Origin of the sequence: Litoreibacter ascidiaceicola (assembly GCF_900129235.1) — a bacterium.
Classification (GTDB): domain Bacteria; phylum Pseudomonadota; class Alphaproteobacteria; order Rhodobacterales; family Rhodobacteraceae; genus Litoreibacter; species Litoreibacter ascidiaceicola.
Window position 1 is genome coordinate 1 of the sequence record NZ_FQUV01000001.1, and the last position, 18984, is coordinate 18984.

An 18984-nucleotide genomic window follows, 5' to 3' on the forward strand; every position below is an offset into this window, starting at 1 on the left:
GCATTGCAGCCTCCAACGCAAGTTAACATGCTGTAATGTAACACAAAAAAACGGACAAACGAAGCTAAATCACGCGATCACTTGGGAAATGTGGGCTCGGAAAACCGCGCCGCGAAAAGTCAACAGCCCTGTCCTCCTGACAGGGTTGGCCACATGCGCTAAATGCGGGTCCGGTTTGATACTTCGGACGGGCAAGAGCGGGAGATATCGCTATTACACGTGCAGCACACAAGCGCGGAAAGGCAAATCAGTCTGCAAGGGTCAAAGTCTGCCTATGGCCGAGCTCGATGATTTGATTTCGAACGTTGCCACTGAGGCTATTATCAACAGAGAGCATTGCGAAGGTGTTCTTTTGGAATTGGCCGAACGTAACGATGCTCGTGATTTTGAGGCACGAAGAAGGTCAAATGAGCTGGCGCGTGAGAAATCCGATGCGGATAGCGCTGTTGCTCGGCTGTATCGGATGGTCGAGACGGGAATGGCCGACCTCGATGATCCGGAATTTGTTGCCCGTTTCAAAAGGGTCAAAGATGAGCGTGATATCATTGCGGCCAAACTCGACCGTTTGGCGGTGCTCAAAAGCGAACGTATTTCCGTAACCCCTGATCAGCTTAACGAGTTCGCTGAATTTCTTAGTGCAAGGATTACCACGGGACCTATGACGTTCCGCAAATCTTACCTGCGCGCATTCATCGACGAAGTCCGGGTCGATGGTGACAGGATCGAGATCATTCCCCGCTTTGAAGCCGCATAATCATGTTCACGGTGTCGTGGGGGAGCCTGTGAACCCCACGAGCTCCGCGGAACATGATGTCGCACTAAAGAAAAAAACTAAGTCAGTTTCGAGTCGCCCTGAAAATTGTAGGCATGGACTCCGCCGAGCGCGGACAGCACGGCAACCTGTGTTATTTTATTTTACCGCTCTTGGAAGAGCTGCTCGCTGCCTGACGCGAGCGACGGTCAGCCGTTCTTCAGCTGGCTGCTTGTATGGGCTGACATTCACGTCGCGCCCAAAAACAAAGGGAAAGCATAATGACCCAAAAATCAGTTGATGAATTAGCATACTCATGCTTGCGTCTGGGGCGCGCATTCGGCGAAGCATGTGAGCTTACCAACATTGAGATGCCGCCGCATCTTGCCAAAGACTATCGCCGCCTACTGGAACGTCTATTGACGGGAGAAATTCTCTGCATCCAGGAGCTCGAGACAATCAAGGTGGTGGCACGTGCCCTTCGAACTTCGATGAACAAGAGAAGCCCCGGTTACGGCGATCATACTTTCCTGCGTCATACTGACGAAGACATCATCTTCGACCGAGATCTCGAGCTAATGAGAAAGGCTGCTGAACGCTACAAGAGGCTCATAGAGGCCCACGAGGTGCTCAAGGACCGATTAACAGCGTTGAGTTGGGCTAATTTCAAGTTGGCACAAGCATAGGCCGCTCGTAACTTCGCCAAGTCCCAAAAGGAAAATTTCTTGATGACCGCCACCGGCTTTTTCCGATGGCGGCATCGATGGACTGAAGGGAAAAAACCGGCCGAAATGTCAAAGATCGATGATCTTCAAGCTCAGGGATGGGCGTGGCTCGCCGGGACAATCTTGGCAAAGCTTGAACCGGACTGAAATTCCTTACTCGTCTCAGCAACGAACATACTCTGTTCCGTAGATTTTTCCGAATGCAGGTCAGGAATTTAGCGTCCACTTCCTTCAATCACTGATTGCGCAAGGACGAGGTGGTCAATAGTCTGGTCTCAAACAAATAATTCAAAGAATTGAGCCAACATGCTGACAGGCGCCATCCGCACGCAAATCGATCAAATCTGGAACGCCTTCTGGTCTGGCGGAGTTTCCAACCCCTTGTCGGTCATCGAACAGCTGACTTTCCTGCTGTTCATCAAGCGCCTCGATGAGTTGCACACCAGGGAAGAAAGCAAAGCCGAGACACTTGGCATCGAGATGGAGCGCCGGATTTTCCCAGAAGGCAACGACCCCAAGGATGAGCCTTTCGAAAACCTCCGCTGGTCACGTTTCAAGAATTTTGAATCGCGAGAGATGATGCGCATCGTGGATGAACACGTTTTTCCCTTCCTGCGTGATCTGGGCGAACAGGGATCATCCTACGGCACCCACATGAAAGACGCGCGGCTTGGGTTTTCCAATCCGAACCTGCTCGCCAAAGTTGTTCAGATGCTCGACGAGATCGACATGGACGACCGCGATACAAAGGGCGACGTGTTTGAATACATGCTCGGCAAGATCGCCAGCGCCGGCCAAAACGGCCAATTTCGCACACCGCGCCACATCATCCAGCTGATGGTCCACCTGATGGCGCCCAAGCCGGCGGATACGATCTGCGACCCTGCGGCGGGCACCTGCGGCTTCCTTGTCGCGGCTGGGGAATATCTGCGCGAAACGCACCCCGAATTGCTGCGCAACAAGGAACAACGCGACCACTTCCACAATACCATGTTCCACGGCTTTGACTTTGACAGCACCATGCTGCGCATCGGCGCGATGAACATGACGCTGCACGGGGTCGATAACCCTGACATTTCCTACCGCGACAGCCTGGCAGAGGAACACGGCGAAGACGAAGGCCGCTATTCCCTGATCCTTGCCAACCCGCCTTTTGCCGGATCGCTCGACTATGACACCACGGCCAAGGACCTGCTCAAGGTCGTGAAGACCAAAAAGACCGAGCTGCTGTTTGTCGCGCTTTTCCTGCGTCTTATGCGCACCGGCGGGCGGGCTGCGGTGGTTGTGCCTGATGGGGTGCTGTTCGGCTCCTCCAAGGCGCACAAGGACATCCGGCGCATGTTGGTAGAGGATCACCAGCTTGAAGCCATCATCAAGCTGCCCTCGGGCGTGTTCCGCCCCTATGCGGGCGTGTCCTGCGCCATCGTGATCTTTACCAAGACCAACAGCGGCGGCACCGACAACGTCTGGTTTTATGACATGGCCGAGGACGGCTACACGCTGGACGACAAACGCACGCCCAAGCTGGATGAGGATAAGCTGGGCGTTACGGCAACGCTGACCGAAGAAGAGCACGCCAAGAACAACCTGCCGGACATTCTGGCGCGATGGGGCGAACTGGAGGCCGAGGCAGAGCGCCCCCGCACCGCGCAAAGCTTTATGGTGCCAGCCAAGGAGATCATCGCCACTGGCAGCTGGGACCTGTCCCTGAACCGTTACAAAGAGATCGAGCACGAAGAGGTCGAGCATGATGACCCCAAGGACATCATCGAGGAGTTGCGCAAGATCGAAGAAAAGATCGCCAAAGGGCTGGATAAGCTTGAGGGGATGCTTGGATGACGACTGCCCAATTTGTTCAGTTTCTTGACATCTGCGATATCCAAGGGGGAACACAGCCTCCAAAAAGCACTTTTATCGAAGAGCCAAACGAAGGTTATGTTCGCCTTTTGCAGATCCAAGACTTCAAAACCGATAAAAAAGCAGTCTATGTTCCGGACAAACAAACTCTTAAGAAGTGCACTGCTGACGACATTATGATCGCACGGTATGGGGCATCGCTCGGCAAAATACTGTCCGGTCTTGAAGGTGCTTACAATGTCGCGCTGGTCAAAACCATTCCCGACTTGGAACGATTAGACCGCGCCTACTTCGCACACTTCTTGCGAGCAGACGCATTTCAAAGCTTCATTCTCAATCTTGGCGGACGCGCCGCACAGGCTGGCTTTAACAAAGCCGACCTTGAACGGATCACAATACCCCTCCCGCCGCTGGAGGAGCAGAAGCGGATTGCGGGGATATTGGATCAGGCGGACACCCTGCGCCGCCTCCGCACCCGCGCCCTCGACAAACTTAACACCCTCGGCCAAGCGATCTTTCATGAGATGTTTGGTCCTCGCGCGCAGGATTGGGAATCTTGGCCAATAGTTCCGTTGGGTGAGTTGGCAGAAAATCTTGACGGCAAGCGTATCCCCTTGAAAAAGGCAGATCGTGAGAAGCGCAAGGGCAATGTCCCATACTACGGCGCTTCAGGAATAATTGATTTTGTCGATGAATTCTTGTTCGAAGGAACACATCTGCTTGTTGGTGAGGATGGTGCAAATCTTCTCGCTCGAAGCTCGCCAATAGCCTTCACGGCTGAAGGGAAATTTTGGGTAAATAACCATGCGCATGTTTTGCGTCCCAATGGCAGATCAGAATTACGATTTCTTCAGTATCACCTCGAGAGTATTGATTTGAAGCCGTTCGTAACTGGTAGCGCTCAACCCAAGTTAAACCAAAAACAACTAAATAGAATTCCAGTGAGGCTGCCGCCAAAGTCGCTCCAAAAGAAGTTCGTTGCTGCCTTAGATCAAAGGCGTTCGATAATCGGAACACAGGCGGGTTTGCTCAGTCAATCTGAAAAGCTCTTCGCCTCTCTCCAGCACCGTGCCTTCCGAGGAGAACTCTGACTATGAAGGGCGAGTTCCTACCCGTTTGGCCTGAGATGTGGCGTCGTGTTTGGAAGCCGCTTTCTGATCACCCCAAAGCGCCCGACGATCTTTTCGTTGAGCTTTTTCGAGAGTTGGAAACGGTGTTTGTCGACCGCCTCGATGCCGCAACGGAACTTGCCGCCATCGTTGATGACGTGGATCAATCACGCGCGGCCTTTCGCGGCACGAAGTCAGCCCAGATCAAGGGCGAAGTTGCACTTGTTGCGTTTCTGACCGAAGCGTTCGACATCATTGAAGACTTCGGTGGCGACGCTCTGGCCAACCGCTATTTCAATTTGGTCGACGCGTTCATTGGACGTTATAGCGTGCGATATGATCTGCGGCGCTCTTTCCAGCTCAACCCAACGCTGCCTGGAATGTTTGCTCGACTGGTTAATGACCTTAAAAGCGCTGCATCTGCGGACCCAGCTCTGAGTGGTTTGCTCCGAGATTATGAAGAGGCATTTGGTGACTTAGGGCATGGCGCGACCGAAGGGCGGATGGCGACATGTTTCAACAAGCAATTCAACCTTCTTGAGGCACTGGCTGCTTTGCATCCGGAAGCGAAACAGAAGACGCTTGGAAAGATATGCGATGAATTGGACGTCTGGCCTCACGCCACCGTTCGAGAGGCGGCAAAAAAGGTATATGGGTTTCGCGCTTTCCCTGGTGTCGGCCACGGAGCAGGAAGCGGTGCGTTGCGACCAATTGAAATGAAAGACCTTGTTGCACTATCGGTGATGCTGACCGCCTTTGTCCCTTATGTCTCTGACAAGTTCAACGCAGATGTCATATACGCGGCGGGTGAAGCATGAACGTCTTTTTCACCTACGTTTATGCCTCCCATGGCAAAGACGACTTAGAAGGAGCCGTTAAAAAAATCGGCTGGCCTTTGACCTTTAGCAGCAAGAGCGGCAGGTCGATGGCCAGAAATATGGTCAAGGAAGGCGACATAGTCTTTGGCGTCGTGAGCAGTAGCCCAGGCCATGATGTGATCGTCCCTGAAGAATTCAAAGGGCGTGTGAAGTCCGCTTGGCAGGTTACGCGGCAAAACGCTTTGCTTACGGACTACAAGGTCAATGCAACGGACTGGGACCTGCAGTGGCCTTATGCTCTTCAACCTATTCGAACATGGGAAATTCTGGATGCGCCGCTTTTTCGTGAGCTTGATGGATATGATGCGAAAACCCACACACTGAAGTCGGTCAGTTCAGTTGAACACGTGAACGAGGAACTCGCCGGTAGCCTGCTTGGCATCATGAAAGCGCAAGGCAACGAAATCCCAATGGCTGAGTTTCGTTTCACATCGATGCAGCAACGGAACCTGGCTTTGCGTCAGAAACACCCAGTTCGAATTGAGGGGTATAGCGTCGAGCCTATCGACAGTGACGAATTGAACTACGTCTACATAGCGACACTGGGCAAGGGCACCAAAAACCTGAAAATTGGTCATTCTTCCACCCCGAACGAACGTGTCGAGCATTTCAATAAATACCGGCTCAGCGATGAAAAACAATGGCAGCTCCATACCGCACAGCCAATGGGTTCAGTGCAGAATGCGGTCAAAGCCGAGGCGACTTTAGGCGAAGTGTTCGCCAAGTTTCGCACCGAGGTGAACAACAATGAAATCTATGTCGGCCTGGACGCCATGGATGTCTTGGCGAGGTTGGCGACGATGAGAGGGTAAGGCTGTGACTTGTGGTGAACGCTTATGGCAAGACAATGATTATTGGATTGTGGACAATTTTCCACCGTTCTTGTGAATTATTTTGGGTGAATTGATATGAGCCAATTTCAGTTTCTTTCGGAAGAATTTCCCAATCTCTTGGGGCCTGCGCAAAAGGCGGAGGCCGCTGCGCTGTCGGACCCACGTGGCGCATGTTTTTATTAGCGACTGACGCTTGAGATCGCATTGAAGTGGCTCTATCGACGCGACCCAGCGTTGCGAAATCCTTATGATCGCACGCTGGCGGCGCTGATCGCTGAACCGACTCTTGAGAAGCTCGCTGGGCCGAAGATTGTAACTAAAGCGCGCTACATCAAAGACCAGGGCAACCGTGCCGCGCACGACAGCGCCAAAAAAATCAGTCCGCAGGATGCGGCCACAACAGTCCGAGAACTCTTTCATGTTTGTTACTGGATCGCGCGGACCTACGCGACCGGTGCCAAGCCCAATCCGGCTCTGACGTTTGATATTGGGAAGCTGGAAAAGACGCTAACCATCACTGCGAGCACCGTGCAGCAGATCAAAGACCTCGGTGACAAGCATTCAGCGGCTCAGAAGGCCTTGGAAGCTGCAGAAGAGGCCCGCAGAGCCTCCGAGGATGGCAGAAAGGCACTTGAAGAGGAATTGGCCCGTCTGCGCGCTGAAGTGGCTGCTGCGCGCTCAGCGAACCAAGCCGTCACCGACGATCATGACTACAATGAAGCCGCAACCCGAGATGCATTTATCGATCTACTGCTGGCTGAAGCAGGGTGGCCGCTTGATCAGGAGCGAGACCGTGAATTTCCAGTTCAGGGGATGCCGAGCCAGTCGGGTGACGGGTTTGTCGATTACGTGCTTTGGGGGGACGACGGCAAACCATTGGCAGTTGTTGAAGCAAAGCGAACCAAGAAAGATAGCCGAACTGGGCAACAGCAAGCCAAACTCTATGCCGACTGTCTTGAAAGGATGTATGGCCGGAGACCGGTGATATTCACGACGAATGGCTACGATCATTGGGTCTGGGATGATCAAATGTATCCGCCAAGGCAAGTCTCAGGGTTCTTGAAAAAGGATGAACTGGTTCTGCTTCATCAACGTCGCGGCACTCGCAAGCCACTTGGAAAAATCAACGTCGATGAAGATATCGCTGGTCGGTTCTACCAACAGCGTGCGATTCGACGCGTTGGAGAAGCGTTTGAAAAAGACCGTCAACGCAAGGCACTGCTTGTTATGGCTACCGGAAGCGGGAAAACGCGGACCGTCATCGCATTGATTGATCAGCTCATGCGCGCAAACTGGGTGCGTCGAGTTCTGTTTCTTGCTGACCGAGTCGCCTTGGTCAAACAAGCGCACGGAGCTTTCAAGACGCACATGCCATCAGCGCCCAGTGCGAACCTCCTGGAAAAGCATGATCCGGCGAAAAATGACCATGCAGGTGCAAGGGTGTTTTTGTCGACTTACCCTACTATGATGGGCTTGATCGATGAAGTTAAAGGCGGCGAGAAACGTTTTGGACCCGGTCATTTTGATCTGATCGTCATCGATGAAGCGCACCGATCAGTATACCGAAAATACCGCGCAATTTTTGAATACTTTGACAGCCTTCTGATCGGGCTTACCGCGACCCCACGAGACGAAATCGACCGTGACACATACTCGCTTTTCCAGCTGGAGCGAGGTGTGCCGACAGACGCTTACGATCTGGACGATGCGGTGGCTGATGGATTTCTTGTCCCCCCCAAGTCGATATCGGTGCCTCTGAAATTTCAACGCGACGGCATAGAGTATGATCAACTCTCTGAAGAAGAAAAAGACGAGTGGGACAATCTCGAATGGGATGAGGAAGGTAGCATCCCTGACCGCGTTGACTCTTCGGATCTGAACAAATGGCTGTTCAACAAGGATACCGTCGACAAGGTCCTAAAGCACTTGATGGAGAACGGCATCAAAGTTGCCGGAGGTGATAGGCTCGGCAAAACAATCGTCTTCGCAAAGAGCAGCAGACACGCCCAATTCATCGTTGAGAGATTCAATCAAAATTACCCGCACTACGAAGGAAAATTTGCGCAATTGGTCGACTACAGCGTGTCCTATGCTCAGTCACTGATCGATGATTTTTCGGAAGCGGAAAAGGCGCCTCACATCGCTGTTTCTGTCGACATGATGGACACGGGGATCGACGTCCCGGAAGTCGTAAACCTCGTGTTTTTCAAAATCGTCCGGTCAAAAACGAAGTTTTGGCAAATGGTCGGCCGTGGAACCCGTTTATCGCCTGACTTGTTTGGGCCCAATGAGGACAAGGAAGAATTTCTGATTTTCGACTTTTGTCAAAACTTGGAATTTTTCCGCGAAAACCCTGCGGCTATCGATGCCCCAGTTGCTCGTCCAATCGGTGAGCGGCTGTTCGTGACGAGAGTTGAGCTCGTTGGTGCACTTCAATCCGCGGATGAGCCACATGTGGCTATTCTTTCCGATGTAAAGACGCGTCTATTTGACGAGGTTCGTGGGATGAACTTGGAAAATTTCTTAGTCCGGTCGAAGCGACGTTCTGTAGAAAAGTTCCAAAAGCCAGAGAGCTGGGATGCGATCGATCTCGACGCCCGAATTACGCTCAACGAAGAAATTGCAGGACTGCCTACGTCTTTTGAAGATGACCCTCTGCCGGCCAAGCAATTTGATCTTCTTATATTGAACGCCCAGCTGCTTTTGCTTCAGGGCGACGCCGAATTTTCCGCTCTTCAGCGTCGGATCATTAAGTTCGCCTCTGCGTTGGAGACACTTTCGAATGTTCCAGTCGTAGCAAGAGAAATGCCATTGATTCTGGACGTTCAGACCGATGATTTTTGGACTGATGTTACGATCGAAATTCTCGAAGATATTCGGAAACGCCTGCGTTTATTGGCGGGTCTGATTAAGCCTACAGAACGCAAGGTCGTGATCACTGACTTCGAAGACGAGATAGGAAGTGGCGACGAGATCTCGCTGCCGGAGGTCGGAACCGGCTTCGATAAAGCACGCTTTAAGATGAAAGTCCGCCGATTCATCGATGATCATGCAGATCATATAGCTCTCCAAAAAATTCGTCGCGGCCGCCCCATCACTCAGCAAGACCTTGATGAACTTGAAGCGATGTTAGTGGAGCTTGGGGTTTCGGATCGAGAAGAGTTGGAAGAAATAGAAAATTCTGTAGGGCTGGCCGGTTTCTTACGTCAATTGACGGGATTGGACCGAGCGGCCGCAAAAGAAGCTTTTTCCGAGTTTGCTTCGGAGAATTCGTTGTCAGCAGATCAAAGTGAGTTCATGGATTTGCTTGTAGATTTCTTGACGGAAAACGGAACTGTTGACCCGAGATTGTTTTACGAAAGCCCTTTCACTGACATTGACGATATGGGCGTCGTAGGGGTCTTTCGTAAACCTCAAATACGAGAGCTTATCGAGATCGTTGAACGTTTGAACCAAGTCGTTGCGTCCTGATCTGTCAAAAAACGGGCGACACTTCAGGGCGGATTCCTCAAACTGGAAGTTGATAAGTAATCCTTTGACCTGAACAAGAGTTTTTGATCCAACATCAGTTGGCTTCTCTGAGTAAGAGGCGCCGGATGGCGCGATCTACTGCGACGAATGCTTGCTGCTTACTTACTCCGGTTTCGACAAGAACTTGATTGCGAATATCCATTCGGAATTCCGCCAGTTTGCTCGGTTCGAATTCTTCCCTTCGAAGTTCTACGAGCTCTTCAGCACGACGACGCTGCGGAGATAATGAAGCTCCCCTGCGGTCCGACCAAGGAAAAGGTCCCTTTATTTCAATAGTATAGAGGTGCCCACTTTTATCTCGATTGGCCCGCCACTTTAGCTTCCAGTTTACGTTAAAAATTATCCTTACGGCGACGCAACTCGGCGAACACCTCAGCGTCGCTAGCCTGCTCCATCCCAAGCTCCGCACGAAGCGACGGATCAGCGCAGCGCAAGAACGGGTTGGTCGCAAGTTCCGCCGCTATGGTGGACGGGACGGTCGGGTCGCCCTGCTCTCTCAGTTGCTCCACCTCGATAGCGCGATTGCGCAGTGCCATGTTGCTCGGGTCAACGGAGACTGCAAAACTTGCATTCGACAACGTGTATTCATGCGCGCAATAGACTTTGGTTTCCTCGGGCAAAGCCATCAGTTTTTGCAGGCTCGCCCACATATCCGATGGCGCCCCTTCGAACAGGCGGCCGCAGCCCATCACGAACAATGTATCCCCTGTGAAAACAATGCCTTCCGATGCGATATGAAAGTTGAGCATATCCATCGTGTGCCCCGGGGTGTGGATGATATCGACCTTTCGTCCCGCGAAAGACATGCTGTCACCGCCGGCCAGAACGCGGTCAACCCCGTCAATGCCCGCAGGGCCGTAAACCGTGGCCCCGCTTGCCTCTTTCAACGCCAGCAACCCGGTGATGTGGTCATGGTGGTGATGCGTCACCCAGATTTGGGTCGGCGTCCAGCCGGTTTCCGCGATCGCAGCCAGATAGGACGGGCCGTGCCCTGCATCGACTGCCGCGGTCTCGCCCGTGTCAGGGTCGTGGATCAACACCCCATAGTTTTCGAGGGGCGGATGGGGGAATTGGTGGATTTGCAGCACGGAACGGCCTCCGGAGTGTAAGATGGGTGTTAAGGCGTAAAGCTCTTGGCGCAGTCACGCAAGGCAGCGCTGAGCAGCGCCACATCCGAGGCAACGGCCACCATCGTGGCCCCCATCTCTACATAATGCGCGGCGCGCTCCGGCTTGAAGCTTAACGCGCCCGCGATCTTGCCAGACGCCGCGATCCAGCGCAACGCGTCGTCGATCGCTGCTTGCACTTCCGGTGCATCCAGATCGTGCAAATAGCCCATGGAGGCCGCCAGATCGGTAGGACCGATAAACGCGCCGTCAACACCCTCCACCGCGCAAATCGCGTCGAGGTTTTTCAACGCGGTGACGCTTTCGATCTGAACGATCAGGCACACACGATCGTTGGCCTGCGCGATGTAATCGGTGTCATGGTTGTAACCGGACGCCCGCACCAAAGCCGCCCCGATCCCACGGGTGCCTTGCGGGAATGACTTCGACGGGTAGCGCATGGCGCAGGCCATTTCATCGGCCTGCTCGGGTGTGTCGACCATCGGCACCACCACCGTGTGTAGCCCCAGATCAAGCACTTGCTTGATCATCCAGACTTCAGCTTTTGGAACCCGCACGCAGGCCTCCGGCCCGAGTACCCGCGCCTGTTCGGCTATGGCCGCAATGTCGTAAGGGCCGTGTTCGCCGTCGATCAGGCACCAGTCAAAGCCCGCGGTCGCGGCAATCTCGGCACTGGCGGCATTTCCAAGGCCAAGCCACACCCCGCGCTGAACCAGTCCCGAGCAGAGCCTCGATTTCAGTGATGCCATGACACAAACCTTTCGCAACAAAACGGGTTGAACCCGAGGGCAATTAATCACATGCTCTGTCTCACAAAAATGGATGAAATACATCCTGTCTGGGAGGACTCTATGAATAAACTTTTGAAAACCACCTCGGTGGTGGCTCTTACCTTTGCATTCGTCGGCGAAGCTGCGGCGACGGAATGGAATGTCTCTGTCTGGGGCAAACGCCGCGCGTTTACCGAGCATGTGGAGAAGCTGGCCGAACTGGTTTCCGAGAAGACCGGCGGCGAATTCACCATGAATGTCAGCTATGGCGGCCTGTCCAAGAACCGCGAGAACCTTGACGGCATCTCCATCGGCGCGTTCGAGATGGCGCAGTTTTGTGCGGGCTATCACCCCGATAAAAACCGCGTGGTGACTGTGCTGGAGCTGCCGTTCCTTGGTGTGTCCAATCTAGAGGAAGAAGTTGCCGTTTCGCGCGCTGTTTACGCGCACCCCGCTGCCACTGAAGAAATGGCACAGTGGAATGCGAAGCTGCTGATGACCTCGCCGATGCCGCAATACAACATCGTCGGCACCGGTGAGCCGCGCGACACCCTTGAAAAGATGCAAGGCATGCGCGTTCGGGCAACGGGCGGTCTTGGTGCCGCCTTCGAAGCTGCGGGCGCTGTCCCGACATCGGTGACCGCGACCGAGGCCTATCAAGCGATGGAATCCGGCGTGGTCGACACGGTGGCCTTCGCGCAACACGCGCACCTGTCCTTCGGCACCATCAACCAAGCCGACTGGTGGACCGCCAACCTGAACCCCGGCACGGTGAACTGCCCTGTGGTCGTCAACATCGACGCCTACGAGTCGCTGTCTGACGTCGAACGCGAGGCGCTCGACAGCTCGATCCCCGAGGCACTGGACCACTACCTCGCCAACTATGGCGAGCTGCTGAAGAAGTGGGATTCGGTTCTGGAAGAAAAGGGCGTGCAGAAAGTCGAGATCGACCAATCCGTGATCGACGAGTTCCGCGCCAAGGCCGCCGATCCGGCGCGTGATGCGTGGATCGCCGACATGGAAGCCCAAGGCATTCCGGGCCAGGAGCTGTATGACCTCGTGATCAAAACGCTCGCCGACACGCGCGGCAGCTAAAGACAAAGCGGCGCCCTATTGCGGGCGCCGCATCTTTATTCGGGGGAAGTTTATATGGCCGGATCAGCCGCAGTGCTGGAAGATTCCAGCATTCTAAGCAGGCTCGACCGCGCATTGGTACCACTGGAGCGCTTCTTCGCGTTGGTGTCGGGACTTGCGGTTTTTTCCTTGATGTTTTTGGCGGCCTATTCGGTCACGGGGCGCAAGTTCTTTAACGCGCCGCTGTCTGGCTATGTCGATTACATCGAAGCCGCCATGCCTTTGATCGCCTTCATGGGCGTGTCCTACGTGCAGCGCGCGGGCGGACATATCCGCATGGATATCGTGATCTCGGCCCTGAGAGGCCGCGCGATGTGGTTGTTCGAGCTGATCTCCGTGCTGCTGATCCTTATCCTCATCATCGCACTTATCTGGGGCAGCTGGGCCCATTTCGACCGCAGCTTCGATATGAGCAAGCCGCTCTGGAGCCGTGACAGCTCCATCGACATCGGCCTGCCGATCTGGCCCTCAAAGCTGCTGATCCCCGTGGCGTTTTCGGTATTGGCCCTGCGACTAGTCTTGCAAGCATGGGGCTACGCTCGTGCGTTTGTCCTGAACCTTGAAAACCCCGTCGCCGTGCCGTTGATACTGACGGTCGCCGAACAGGCCCGTTTGGAAGCCGAGCAGCTTGAGGGGGCAGACTGATGGATGAAATCACCATCGGCCTGTGGGTCTCGGGGTTCATGCTGGCAATGGTCGTTCTGGGCATGCGGGTGGCCTTTGCCGCTGCAATGGCGGGATTGCTTGGGTTGATTTGGCTGCGCTGGAACGGGTTCGATTACGCCCCCGACCGGCTTTGGAAATCCATCGAGATCAGCGTGAAAATCGCGGGGCAAGTGCCCCACTCCAAGGTGTCTTCCCAAGCGCTGAGCCTGATCCCGACCTTCATCCTAATCGGCTATCTGGCCTATTACGCCAAATTGACCTCGGCGCTGTTTGAGGCTGCAAAACGCTGGATCGCATGGGTTCCGGGCGGGCTGGCGGTATCGACCGTGTTCGCCACCGCAGGCTTTGCCGCCGTGTCCGGCGCTTCTGTTGCGACCGCTGCGGTCTTTGCCCGCATCGCGATCCCCGAGATGTTGAAGATCGGCTACAACAAACAATTCGCCGCGGGTGTCGTGGCTGCGGGCGGCACGTTGGCGTCGCTGATCCCGCCCTCGGCCATCCTCGTGATTTACGCGATCATTGTGGAGCAGGACGTGGGCAAGCTGCTGCTCGCGGGCTTCATTCCCGGCGCGTTTTCGGCCGTGATCTATGCGCTCCTGATCATCGGGATTGCCGTTGTGTTCAAAAATGTAGGCCCGCCGGTATCCGGCTTCACGTGGCGCGAGCGGTTCGAGTCCCTGCCACCTGCCCTACCCATCGTCGCGGTGGTCGTGATTATCATCTTCTTCGTCTACAACCCGTTCGGTGACGCGTGGGGTACCCCGACCGAGGGCGGTGCCGTCGGCGCGTTCATCGTGTTCCTGATGGCGCTCTACCGCGGGATGCGGATGACCCAGTTAAAAGAGGCTTTGATTGAGACGGCCAAGCTGACGGTGATGATCTTCACCATCATCTGGGGGGTGCTGATTTACGTGCGCTTCCTTGGGTTTGCCGATTTGCCGGGCGCATTTTCGGACTGGATTACCTCGCTTGAGACATCGCCGATGTTGATCCTAGTCTGCATCCTGCTGGCCTACGCCGTGCTGGGCATGTTCATGGACGCGATTGGGATGCTTCTCTTGACCCTGCCGGTGGTCTATCCGGCGGTCATGGCGCTGAACGGTGGCGAGGCCGTGACAGCGGCAGAGAGCACCTTCGGTATGTCCGGCACCATGTGCGCGATCTGGTTCGGGATATTGGTGGTTAAGATGGCCGAGTTTTGTCTGATCACGCCGCCCATCGGGCTGAACTGTTTCGTTGTGGCCGGTGTGCGGGACGATCTGACCGTACAGGACGTGTTCAAAGGCGTGACGCCGTTTTTCATCGCCGACGGGTTGACCATCGCCGCTTTGGTGGCCTTTCCGGGGATCGTTCTCTGGCTGCCGTCCCTTGCGGGGTGATGTCAGTTTTTGAGTATTTGGAACCAAATGGAGACATGGGGTGTGCTGCGGTCGATAGGTTGGTTTACGGGGTGATCTGGTAAAGCGCGCCGTCATTGACCGACAGGAACCAAATTTCACCGTTCGGGCCTTCGACCACGTCACGGACACGACCCGTCTGGGTGGATTGCAAGCGCTCTTCCTTGAGCGTTTTGGCATCCAGGCGCGAGATCATATCGAACTTCAACGAGCCCGTGAAAAAGTCGCCTTTCCAGTTTGGCCAGAGCTTGCCCGAGTAGATCATCAGACCCGACGGGGCGATTGACGGGTCCCAGTAACGATCGGGTTGCTCCATTCCGTCCTTGGACGTCCCTTCGCCAATTTTAGCGCCGGAATAGTGACGCCCGTAGCTGATCACCGGCCAGCCATAGTTTCCACCGGGTTTGATGGCGTTCAATTCGTCCCCGCCGCGCGCACCGTGTTCGACCACATAGAGGTTGCCGTTCAGATCCAGCGCCGCGCCTTGGGCATTTCGGTGACCGTAGGAATATATCTCCGGCTCCGCCCCGGGCAGACCGATGAACGGATTGTCCGGCGGCACCACGCCGCTGCGGCGCAGGCGCACGACGGTGCCGTTGTGATTTTGCAGGTCTTGCGCTTTGGGGCGTTCGCCACGCTCACCGATGGTCAGGAAGATCGTGCCATCGCGTGCTTCGACGATGCGCGAGCCGAAATGCTTGGCGGCATCACTTCCGCGCGCTTGCTGGAAGATGCGTTTGAAGCCGACAAGGGCTGTTCCGTCAGAGTTCAGTTTGCCACGACCGAGCGCGGTCCCGTAGCTGGCCCCATCCCTGTTGGCATAGCTCAGATACACCTCTCGAGAGGTCTCGAAATCACGCGGGATCATGATGTCGAGCAGCCCGCCCTGTCCGCGATCGACCACCTTCGGTACGCCTTTTACCTGAACGCGGCTTCCATCGGCGCGCAGATGCGTGAGCGCCCCCCCGCGCTCGCTGACCAGAATCCCGCCGTTTGGTAGGGCTTCGACGGACCAAGGCTCGTCAAACCCGTCGGCAAGTTTGGTGACCTTCAAGTTACCGGCGCTGCTGTCGAGCGCCAGCGCGGGCGGGGCAAAAGCCAAAAGGGCGGAAACTGCGAGTATTTTCGGGTTCATTGATCACTCCACAAGCATTTGTCAGGAAGATAGCACAGCCCTCGACGGCATCCATCCCGCTAACCTGATCGTGAAGAGCCACCACGGCTTCGCGCTTCAACCTGCCGTAGAGGAAAGCCTTCCAAGCCCCCTTTTCTTTTAGGGAATCGCTGCGTAGTGTTCAGTCCATAAAAAGTTACGATCAGGGAGATCACTCATGAAAAAACTGCTGCTTGCAACAACCGCCACGGCCCTTTTGGCTGGCGCTGCATTCGCTGACGGTCACGCCAAAGACGTGAAAATCGGCATCATTCTGGGCTTCACCGGCCCGCTGGAATCGCTGGCTCAACAGATGGCTGGCGGCGCTGAAGCTGCGATCAAGGAAGTGTCTGAATCCGGCATGCTGCTGGACGGCGCAACCGTCACAGGTATCCGCGCAGACAGCACCTGCGTCGACGCGGCCGCTGCAACTTCGGCTGCGGAACGTCTGGTCACGTCCGACAAGGTCAACGCCATCATGGGCGCCGACTGTTCCGGTGTCACCGGCGCGATCCTGTCCAACGTGGCTCTGGCCAACGGCACCGTGATGATTTCGCCCTCCGCGACATCCCCGGGCCTGTCCACTGCCGAAGATAACGGATTGTTCTTCCGCACCGCCCCGTCCGATGCCCGCCAAGGCGTTGTGATGACTGAAGTGCTGATGGAGGAAGGTATCAAATCCGTCGCTCTGACCTACACCAACAACGACTACGGCAAAGGTCTGGCCGATGCGTTCCAGTCCGCCTACGAAGCTGCTGGCGGCACCGTGACCATTTCTGCCGCGCATGAAGACGGCAAAGCCGACTATTCCGCTGAAGTTGGTGCTTTGGCATCTGCTGGTGGTGATCGTCTGGTCGTTGCAGGCTATGTGGACCAAGGCGGCTCCGGCATTGTGCGTGCAGCATTGGATTCCGGTGCGTTCGACACGTTCCACTTCCCTGACGGCATGATCTCCGACAAGCTGGTCGAGAACTTTGGCGCAGAGATCAACGGCTCTACAGGTCAAAACCCGGGCACAGACAGCCCCGGCGCGCAGAAGTACCAAGAGCTGATTGGCGACGCGTTCAATGCGACCTCGCCTTTCTCGGCAGAAAGCTATGACGCGGCGGCATTGATCATGCTGGCGATGCAGGCTGCCGGGTCCTCTGACTCCTCTGCACTGAAAGACAAGGTCATGGACGTTGCCAACGCTCCGGGTGAGAAGATCTACCCAGGTGAATTGGCCAAGGCGCTGGAACTGCTCAAAGCAGGGACAGATATCGACTATGTCGGCGCGTCGGCAGTTGAGCTGATCGGCGCGGGCGAGTCTGCTGGCAACTACCGCCAAGTGACCTTCACCGATGGCGCGCTGGAAGTGGTCAAGTACCGCTAGGTTCCAACGACGAAGAATTGAAGACAGCCCGGAGCAATTCCGGGCTGTTTTGCTAGGGGGAGACAAAAATGATCGTCGTAGACGACTTACACAAACATTTCGGCGGCTTTCACGCTGTTGATGGCGCAAGCCTGACCATTCAGGAAGGATCAATCACCGGATTGATTGGACCAAATGGCGCAGGAAAAACCACCCTTTTCAACGTGATAGCGGGCGTACTTCCACCAACCTCCGGCAAGGTCACGATGGCCGGCGAAGACATTACCGGACTGCCGCCGCACACGTTGTTTTCCAAAGGATTGCTCCGGACATTCCAGATTGCGCATGAGTTCTCCTCCATGACCTTGCGCGAAAACCTGATGATGGTGCCGGGCAACCAGTCTGGCGAAAAGCTGTGGAATACATGGTTCGGCCGCAAACGGATTGCGGATGAAGAGCGGGCGCTGGCGGCCAAGGCCGACGAGGTGCTGGAGTTCCTGACAATCGACCACATCAGTGACGAGCGGGCGGGCAATATCTCGGGCGGGCAAAAGAAGCTGCTGGAGTTGGGGCGCACCATGATGGTCGACGCCAAGATCGTGTTCTTGGACGAGGTCGGCGCAGGCGTGAACCGCACCCTGCTCAACACCATTGGCGACGCGATCATCCGCCTGAACAAGGAACGCGGCTACACCTTCGTCGTGATCGAGCATGACATGGATTTCATCGGTCGCCTCTGCGACCCTGTGATCTGTATGGCTGAGGGCCGCGTATTGGCAGAAGGCACGCTCGACGAGATCAAAGCCAACGAGCACGTGATCGAGGCCTATCTGGGCACCGGTCTGAAGAACAAGGTCGCAAACGCATGAGCAATGACAGCTACTCCGGCCGCGGCAACAAGGATGCGTCCTTGGGCAAGAATCCAACAAAAGCAGTTGGCGGCACAATCGAGACGCAAAAAACCAAACACGCCCCGACCAAAGGCGCACCTGACGAGCCCTATCTGATTGGCGACGCCATGTCCGGTGGCTACGGCCAAGGACCCGACATCCTGCACGATTGCACCATCGCTGTGAACAAGGGGGAGATCGCGGTCATCGTCGGCCCCAATGGCGCAGGCAAGTCCACTGCGATGAAGGCCGTTTTCGGCATGTTGAACGTCCGCCAAGGGGCCGTGCGCCTGAATGGCGAGGACATCACATCCCTGACCCCGCAAGCCCGCGTGGCCAAGGGGATGGCCTTCGTGCCGCAGACCTCTAACATCTTCACGTCTATGACCGTCGAGGAAAATCTGGAGATGGGCGCCTTCCTGCGCCGCGACGACATCCAGAAGACCATTCAGCAGGTCTACGAGCTATTTCCGATCCTAGGCGACAAGCGCCTGCAACCGGCGGGTGAATTGTCTGGCGGTCAGCGCCAGCAAGTGGCCGTGGGCCGCGCGTTGATGACCCAACCGCAGGTTCTGATGCTGGACGAGCCAACAGCGGGCGTCTCTCCCATCGTCATGGACGAGCTGTTCGACCGGATCATCGAGGTCGCCCGCACCGGCATTTCCATCCTCATGGTAGAACAAAACGCCAGACAAGCGCTTGAAATTGCGGATAAAGGCTACGTTCTGGTTCAAGGTGCCAACCGCTTCACCGATACCGGACAGGCCTTGCTGCACGACCCCGAAGTTCGCAAAAGCTTTTTGGGGGGATGA

At 55.5% G+C, this 18984-nt stretch carries 17 protein-coding genes; 14 read left to right on the forward strand and 3 right to left on the reverse strand.

Features of this window, described 5'->3' with window-relative positions; translation table 11 throughout:
• Nucleotides 1-88: 88 nt before the first annotated feature.
• The 8 genes from BUB72_RS18975 to BUB72_RS00035 all read left to right on the forward strand — a co-directional run bounded on the left by BUB72_RS18975 (nt 89) and on the right by BUB72_RS00035 (nt 9624).
• Entirely contained in the window at nt 89-754 is a 666-nt protein-coding gene (locus BUB72_RS18975) for a recombinase zinc ribbon domain-containing protein (protein WP_073138512.1), read from the forward strand.
• A 278-nt stretch (nt 755-1032) separates the two neighbouring features.
• Nucleotides 1033-1437: a hypothetical protein gene (locus tag BUB72_RS00010; RefSeq protein ID WP_073138516.1), complete on the forward strand. Its 405-nt coding sequence runs from the start codon at nt 1033-1035 to the stop codon at nt 1435-1437.
• A gap of 39 nt (nt 1438-1476) precedes the next feature.
• Entirely contained in the window at nt 1477-1623 is a 147-nt protein-coding gene (locus BUB72_RS18725; RefSeq protein ID WP_175549099.1) for a hypothetical protein, read from the forward strand.
• A 159-nt stretch (nt 1624-1782) separates the two neighbouring features.
• Nucleotides 1783-3315, forward strand: a complete 1533-nt coding sequence (locus tag BUB72_RS00015; RefSeq protein ID WP_073138519.1) for a type I restriction-modification system subunit M — start codon at nt 1783-1785, stop codon at nt 3313-3315.
• Nucleotides 3312-4424, forward strand: a complete 1113-nt coding sequence (locus BUB72_RS00020) for a restriction endonuclease subunit S (protein ID WP_073138522.1) — start codon at nt 3312-3314, stop codon at nt 4422-4424. Before BUB72_RS00015 ends, BUB72_RS00020 begins: the two co-directional genes overlap by 4 nt.
• A gap of 2 nt (nt 4425-4426) precedes the next feature.
• Nucleotides 4427-5260 (forward strand): hypothetical protein, encoded by an 834-nt coding sequence (locus BUB72_RS00025; protein WP_073138524.1) that lies wholly within the window; start codon nt 4427-4429, stop codon nt 5258-5260.
• The gene (locus BUB72_RS00030) at nt 5257-6132 is read left to right on the forward strand and encodes a GIY-YIG nuclease family protein (RefSeq protein ID WP_073138527.1); all 876 of its coding nucleotides are present in this window, start codon (nt 5257-5259) and stop codon (nt 6130-6132) included. The genes BUB72_RS00025 and BUB72_RS00030 overlap by 4 nt, the downstream gene beginning before the upstream one ends.
• Nucleotides 6133-6357: 225 nt before the next feature.
• Nucleotides 6358-9624 (forward strand): DEAD/DEAH box helicase family protein, encoded by a 3267-nt coding sequence (locus BUB72_RS00035; RefSeq protein ID WP_245814675.1) that lies wholly within the window; start codon nt 6358-6360, stop codon nt 9622-9624.
• Between the two features lie 392 nt (nt 9625-10016).
• On the opposite strand, the gene gloB is transcribed toward BUB72_RS00035, so the two are convergent.
• Together gloB and BUB72_RS00045 are read right to left on the reverse strand one after the other, a co-directional pair.
• Complete coding sequence (gene gloB / locus BUB72_RS00040; protein WP_073138530.1) at nt 10017-10772, reverse strand: hydroxyacylglutathione hydrolase; 756 nt, start codon at nt 10770-10772, stop codon at nt 10017-10019.
• A 29-nt stretch (nt 10773-10801) separates the two neighbouring features.
• The gene (locus BUB72_RS00045; protein WP_073138532.1) at nt 10802-11560 is read right to left on the reverse strand and encodes an HpcH/HpaI aldolase family protein; all 759 of its coding nucleotides are present in this window, start codon (nt 11558-11560) and stop codon (nt 10802-10804) included.
• 102 nt (nt 11561-11662) lie between these two features.
• On the opposite strand from BUB72_RS00045, the gene BUB72_RS00050 reads away from it, so the two are divergent.
• The 3 genes from BUB72_RS00050 to BUB72_RS00060 are packed head-to-tail and all read left to right on the forward strand — an operon-like array spanning nt 11663 to nt 14760.
• Nucleotides 11663-12676 (forward strand): C4-dicarboxylate TRAP transporter substrate-binding protein, encoded by a 1014-nt coding sequence (locus tag BUB72_RS00050; RefSeq protein ID WP_073138535.1) that lies wholly within the window; start codon nt 11663-11665, stop codon nt 12674-12676.
• A 54-nt stretch (nt 12677-12730) separates the two neighbouring features.
• The gene (locus BUB72_RS00055) at nt 12731-13360 is read left to right on the forward strand and encodes a TRAP transporter small permease subunit (RefSeq protein WP_073138538.1); all 630 of its coding nucleotides are present in this window, start codon (nt 12731-12733) and stop codon (nt 13358-13360) included.
• Nucleotides 13360-14760 (forward strand): TRAP transporter large permease, encoded by a 1401-nt coding sequence (locus tag BUB72_RS00060; RefSeq protein WP_073138541.1) that lies wholly within the window; start codon nt 13360-13362, stop codon nt 14758-14760. The genes BUB72_RS00055 and BUB72_RS00060 overlap by 1 nt, the downstream gene beginning before the upstream one ends.
• A 64-nt stretch (nt 14761-14824) precedes the next feature.
• On the opposite strand, the gene BUB72_RS00065 is transcribed toward BUB72_RS00060, so the two are convergent.
• Nucleotides 14825-15913 carry a PQQ-dependent sugar dehydrogenase gene (locus tag BUB72_RS00065; RefSeq protein WP_073138544.1) on the reverse strand — a complete coding sequence of 363 codons (1089 nt, stop codon included), beginning with the start codon at nt 15911-15913 and terminating at the stop codon, nt 14825-14827.
• A 196-nt stretch (nt 15914-16109) separates the two neighbouring features.
• On the opposite strand from BUB72_RS00065, the gene BUB72_RS00070 reads away from it, so the two are divergent.
• From BUB72_RS00070 to BUB72_RS00080, 3 genes are all read left to right on the forward strand, one after another.
• Nucleotides 16110-17303 carry an ABC transporter substrate-binding protein gene (locus BUB72_RS00070; RefSeq protein WP_073138546.1) on the forward strand — a complete coding sequence of 398 codons (1194 nt, stop codon included), beginning with the start codon at nt 16110-16112 and terminating at the stop codon, nt 17301-17303.
• Nucleotides 17304-17371: 68 nt separating this feature from the next.
• Nucleotides 17372-18151, forward strand: a complete 780-nt coding sequence (locus BUB72_RS00075; protein ID WP_073138549.1) for an ABC transporter ATP-binding protein — start codon at nt 17372-17374, stop codon at nt 18149-18151.
• Nucleotides 18152-18300: 149 nt separating this feature from the next.
• Entirely contained in the window at nt 18301-18984 is a 684-nt protein-coding gene (locus BUB72_RS00080; protein WP_425435144.1) for an ABC transporter ATP-binding protein, read from the forward strand.

What these genes read in the sequence shown, in the direction of transcription:
- BUB72_RS18975 (WP_073138512.1), top strand. Translation starts at nt 89, where the DNA reads ATGTGGGCTCGGAAAACCGCGCCGCGAAAAGTCAACAGCCCTGTCCTC.
- BUB72_RS00010 (WP_073138516.1), top strand. Translation starts at nt 1,033, where the DNA reads ATGACCCAAAAATCAGTTGATGAATTAGCATACTCATGCTTGCGTCTG.
- BUB72_RS00015 (WP_073138519.1), top strand. Translation starts at nt 1,783, where the DNA reads ATGCTGACAGGCGCCATCCGCACGCAAATCGATCAAATCTGGAACGCC.
- BUB72_RS00020 (WP_073138522.1), top strand. Translation starts at nt 3,312, where the DNA reads ATGACGACTGCCCAATTTGTTCAGTTTCTTGACATCTGCGATATCCAA.
- BUB72_RS00025 (WP_073138524.1), top strand. Translation starts at nt 4,427, where the DNA reads ATGAAGGGCGAGTTCCTACCCGTTTGGCCTGAGATGTGGCGTCGTGTT.
- BUB72_RS00030 (WP_073138527.1), top strand. Translation starts at nt 5,257, where the DNA reads ATGAACGTCTTTTTCACCTACGTTTATGCCTCCCATGGCAAAGACGAC.
- BUB72_RS00045 (WP_073138532.1), bottom strand. Translation starts at nt 11,560, where the DNA reads ATGGCATCACTGAAATCGAGGCTCTGCTCGGGACTGGTTCAGCGCGGG.
- BUB72_RS00050 (WP_073138535.1), top strand. Translation starts at nt 11,663, where the DNA reads ATGAATAAACTTTTGAAAACCACCTCGGTGGTGGCTCTTACCTTTGCA.
- BUB72_RS00055 (WP_073138538.1), top strand. Translation starts at nt 12,731, where the DNA reads ATGGCCGGATCAGCCGCAGTGCTGGAAGATTCCAGCATTCTAAGCAGG.
- BUB72_RS00060 (WP_073138541.1), top strand. Translation starts at nt 13,360, where the DNA reads ATGGATGAAATCACCATCGGCCTGTGGGTCTCGGGGTTCATGCTGGCA.
- BUB72_RS00065 (WP_073138544.1), bottom strand. Translation starts at nt 15,913, where the DNA reads ATGAACCCGAAAATACTCGCAGTTTCCGCCCTTTTGGCTTTTGCCCCG.
- BUB72_RS00070 (WP_073138546.1), top strand. Translation starts at nt 16,110, where the DNA reads ATGAAAAAACTGCTGCTTGCAACAACCGCCACGGCCCTTTTGGCTGGC.
- BUB72_RS00075 (WP_073138549.1), top strand. Translation starts at nt 17,372, where the DNA reads ATGATCGTCGTAGACGACTTACACAAACATTTCGGCGGCTTTCACGCT.
- BUB72_RS00080 (WP_425435144.1), top strand. Translation starts at nt 18,301, where the DNA reads ATGTCCGGTGGCTACGGCCAAGGACCCGACATCCTGCACGATTGCACC.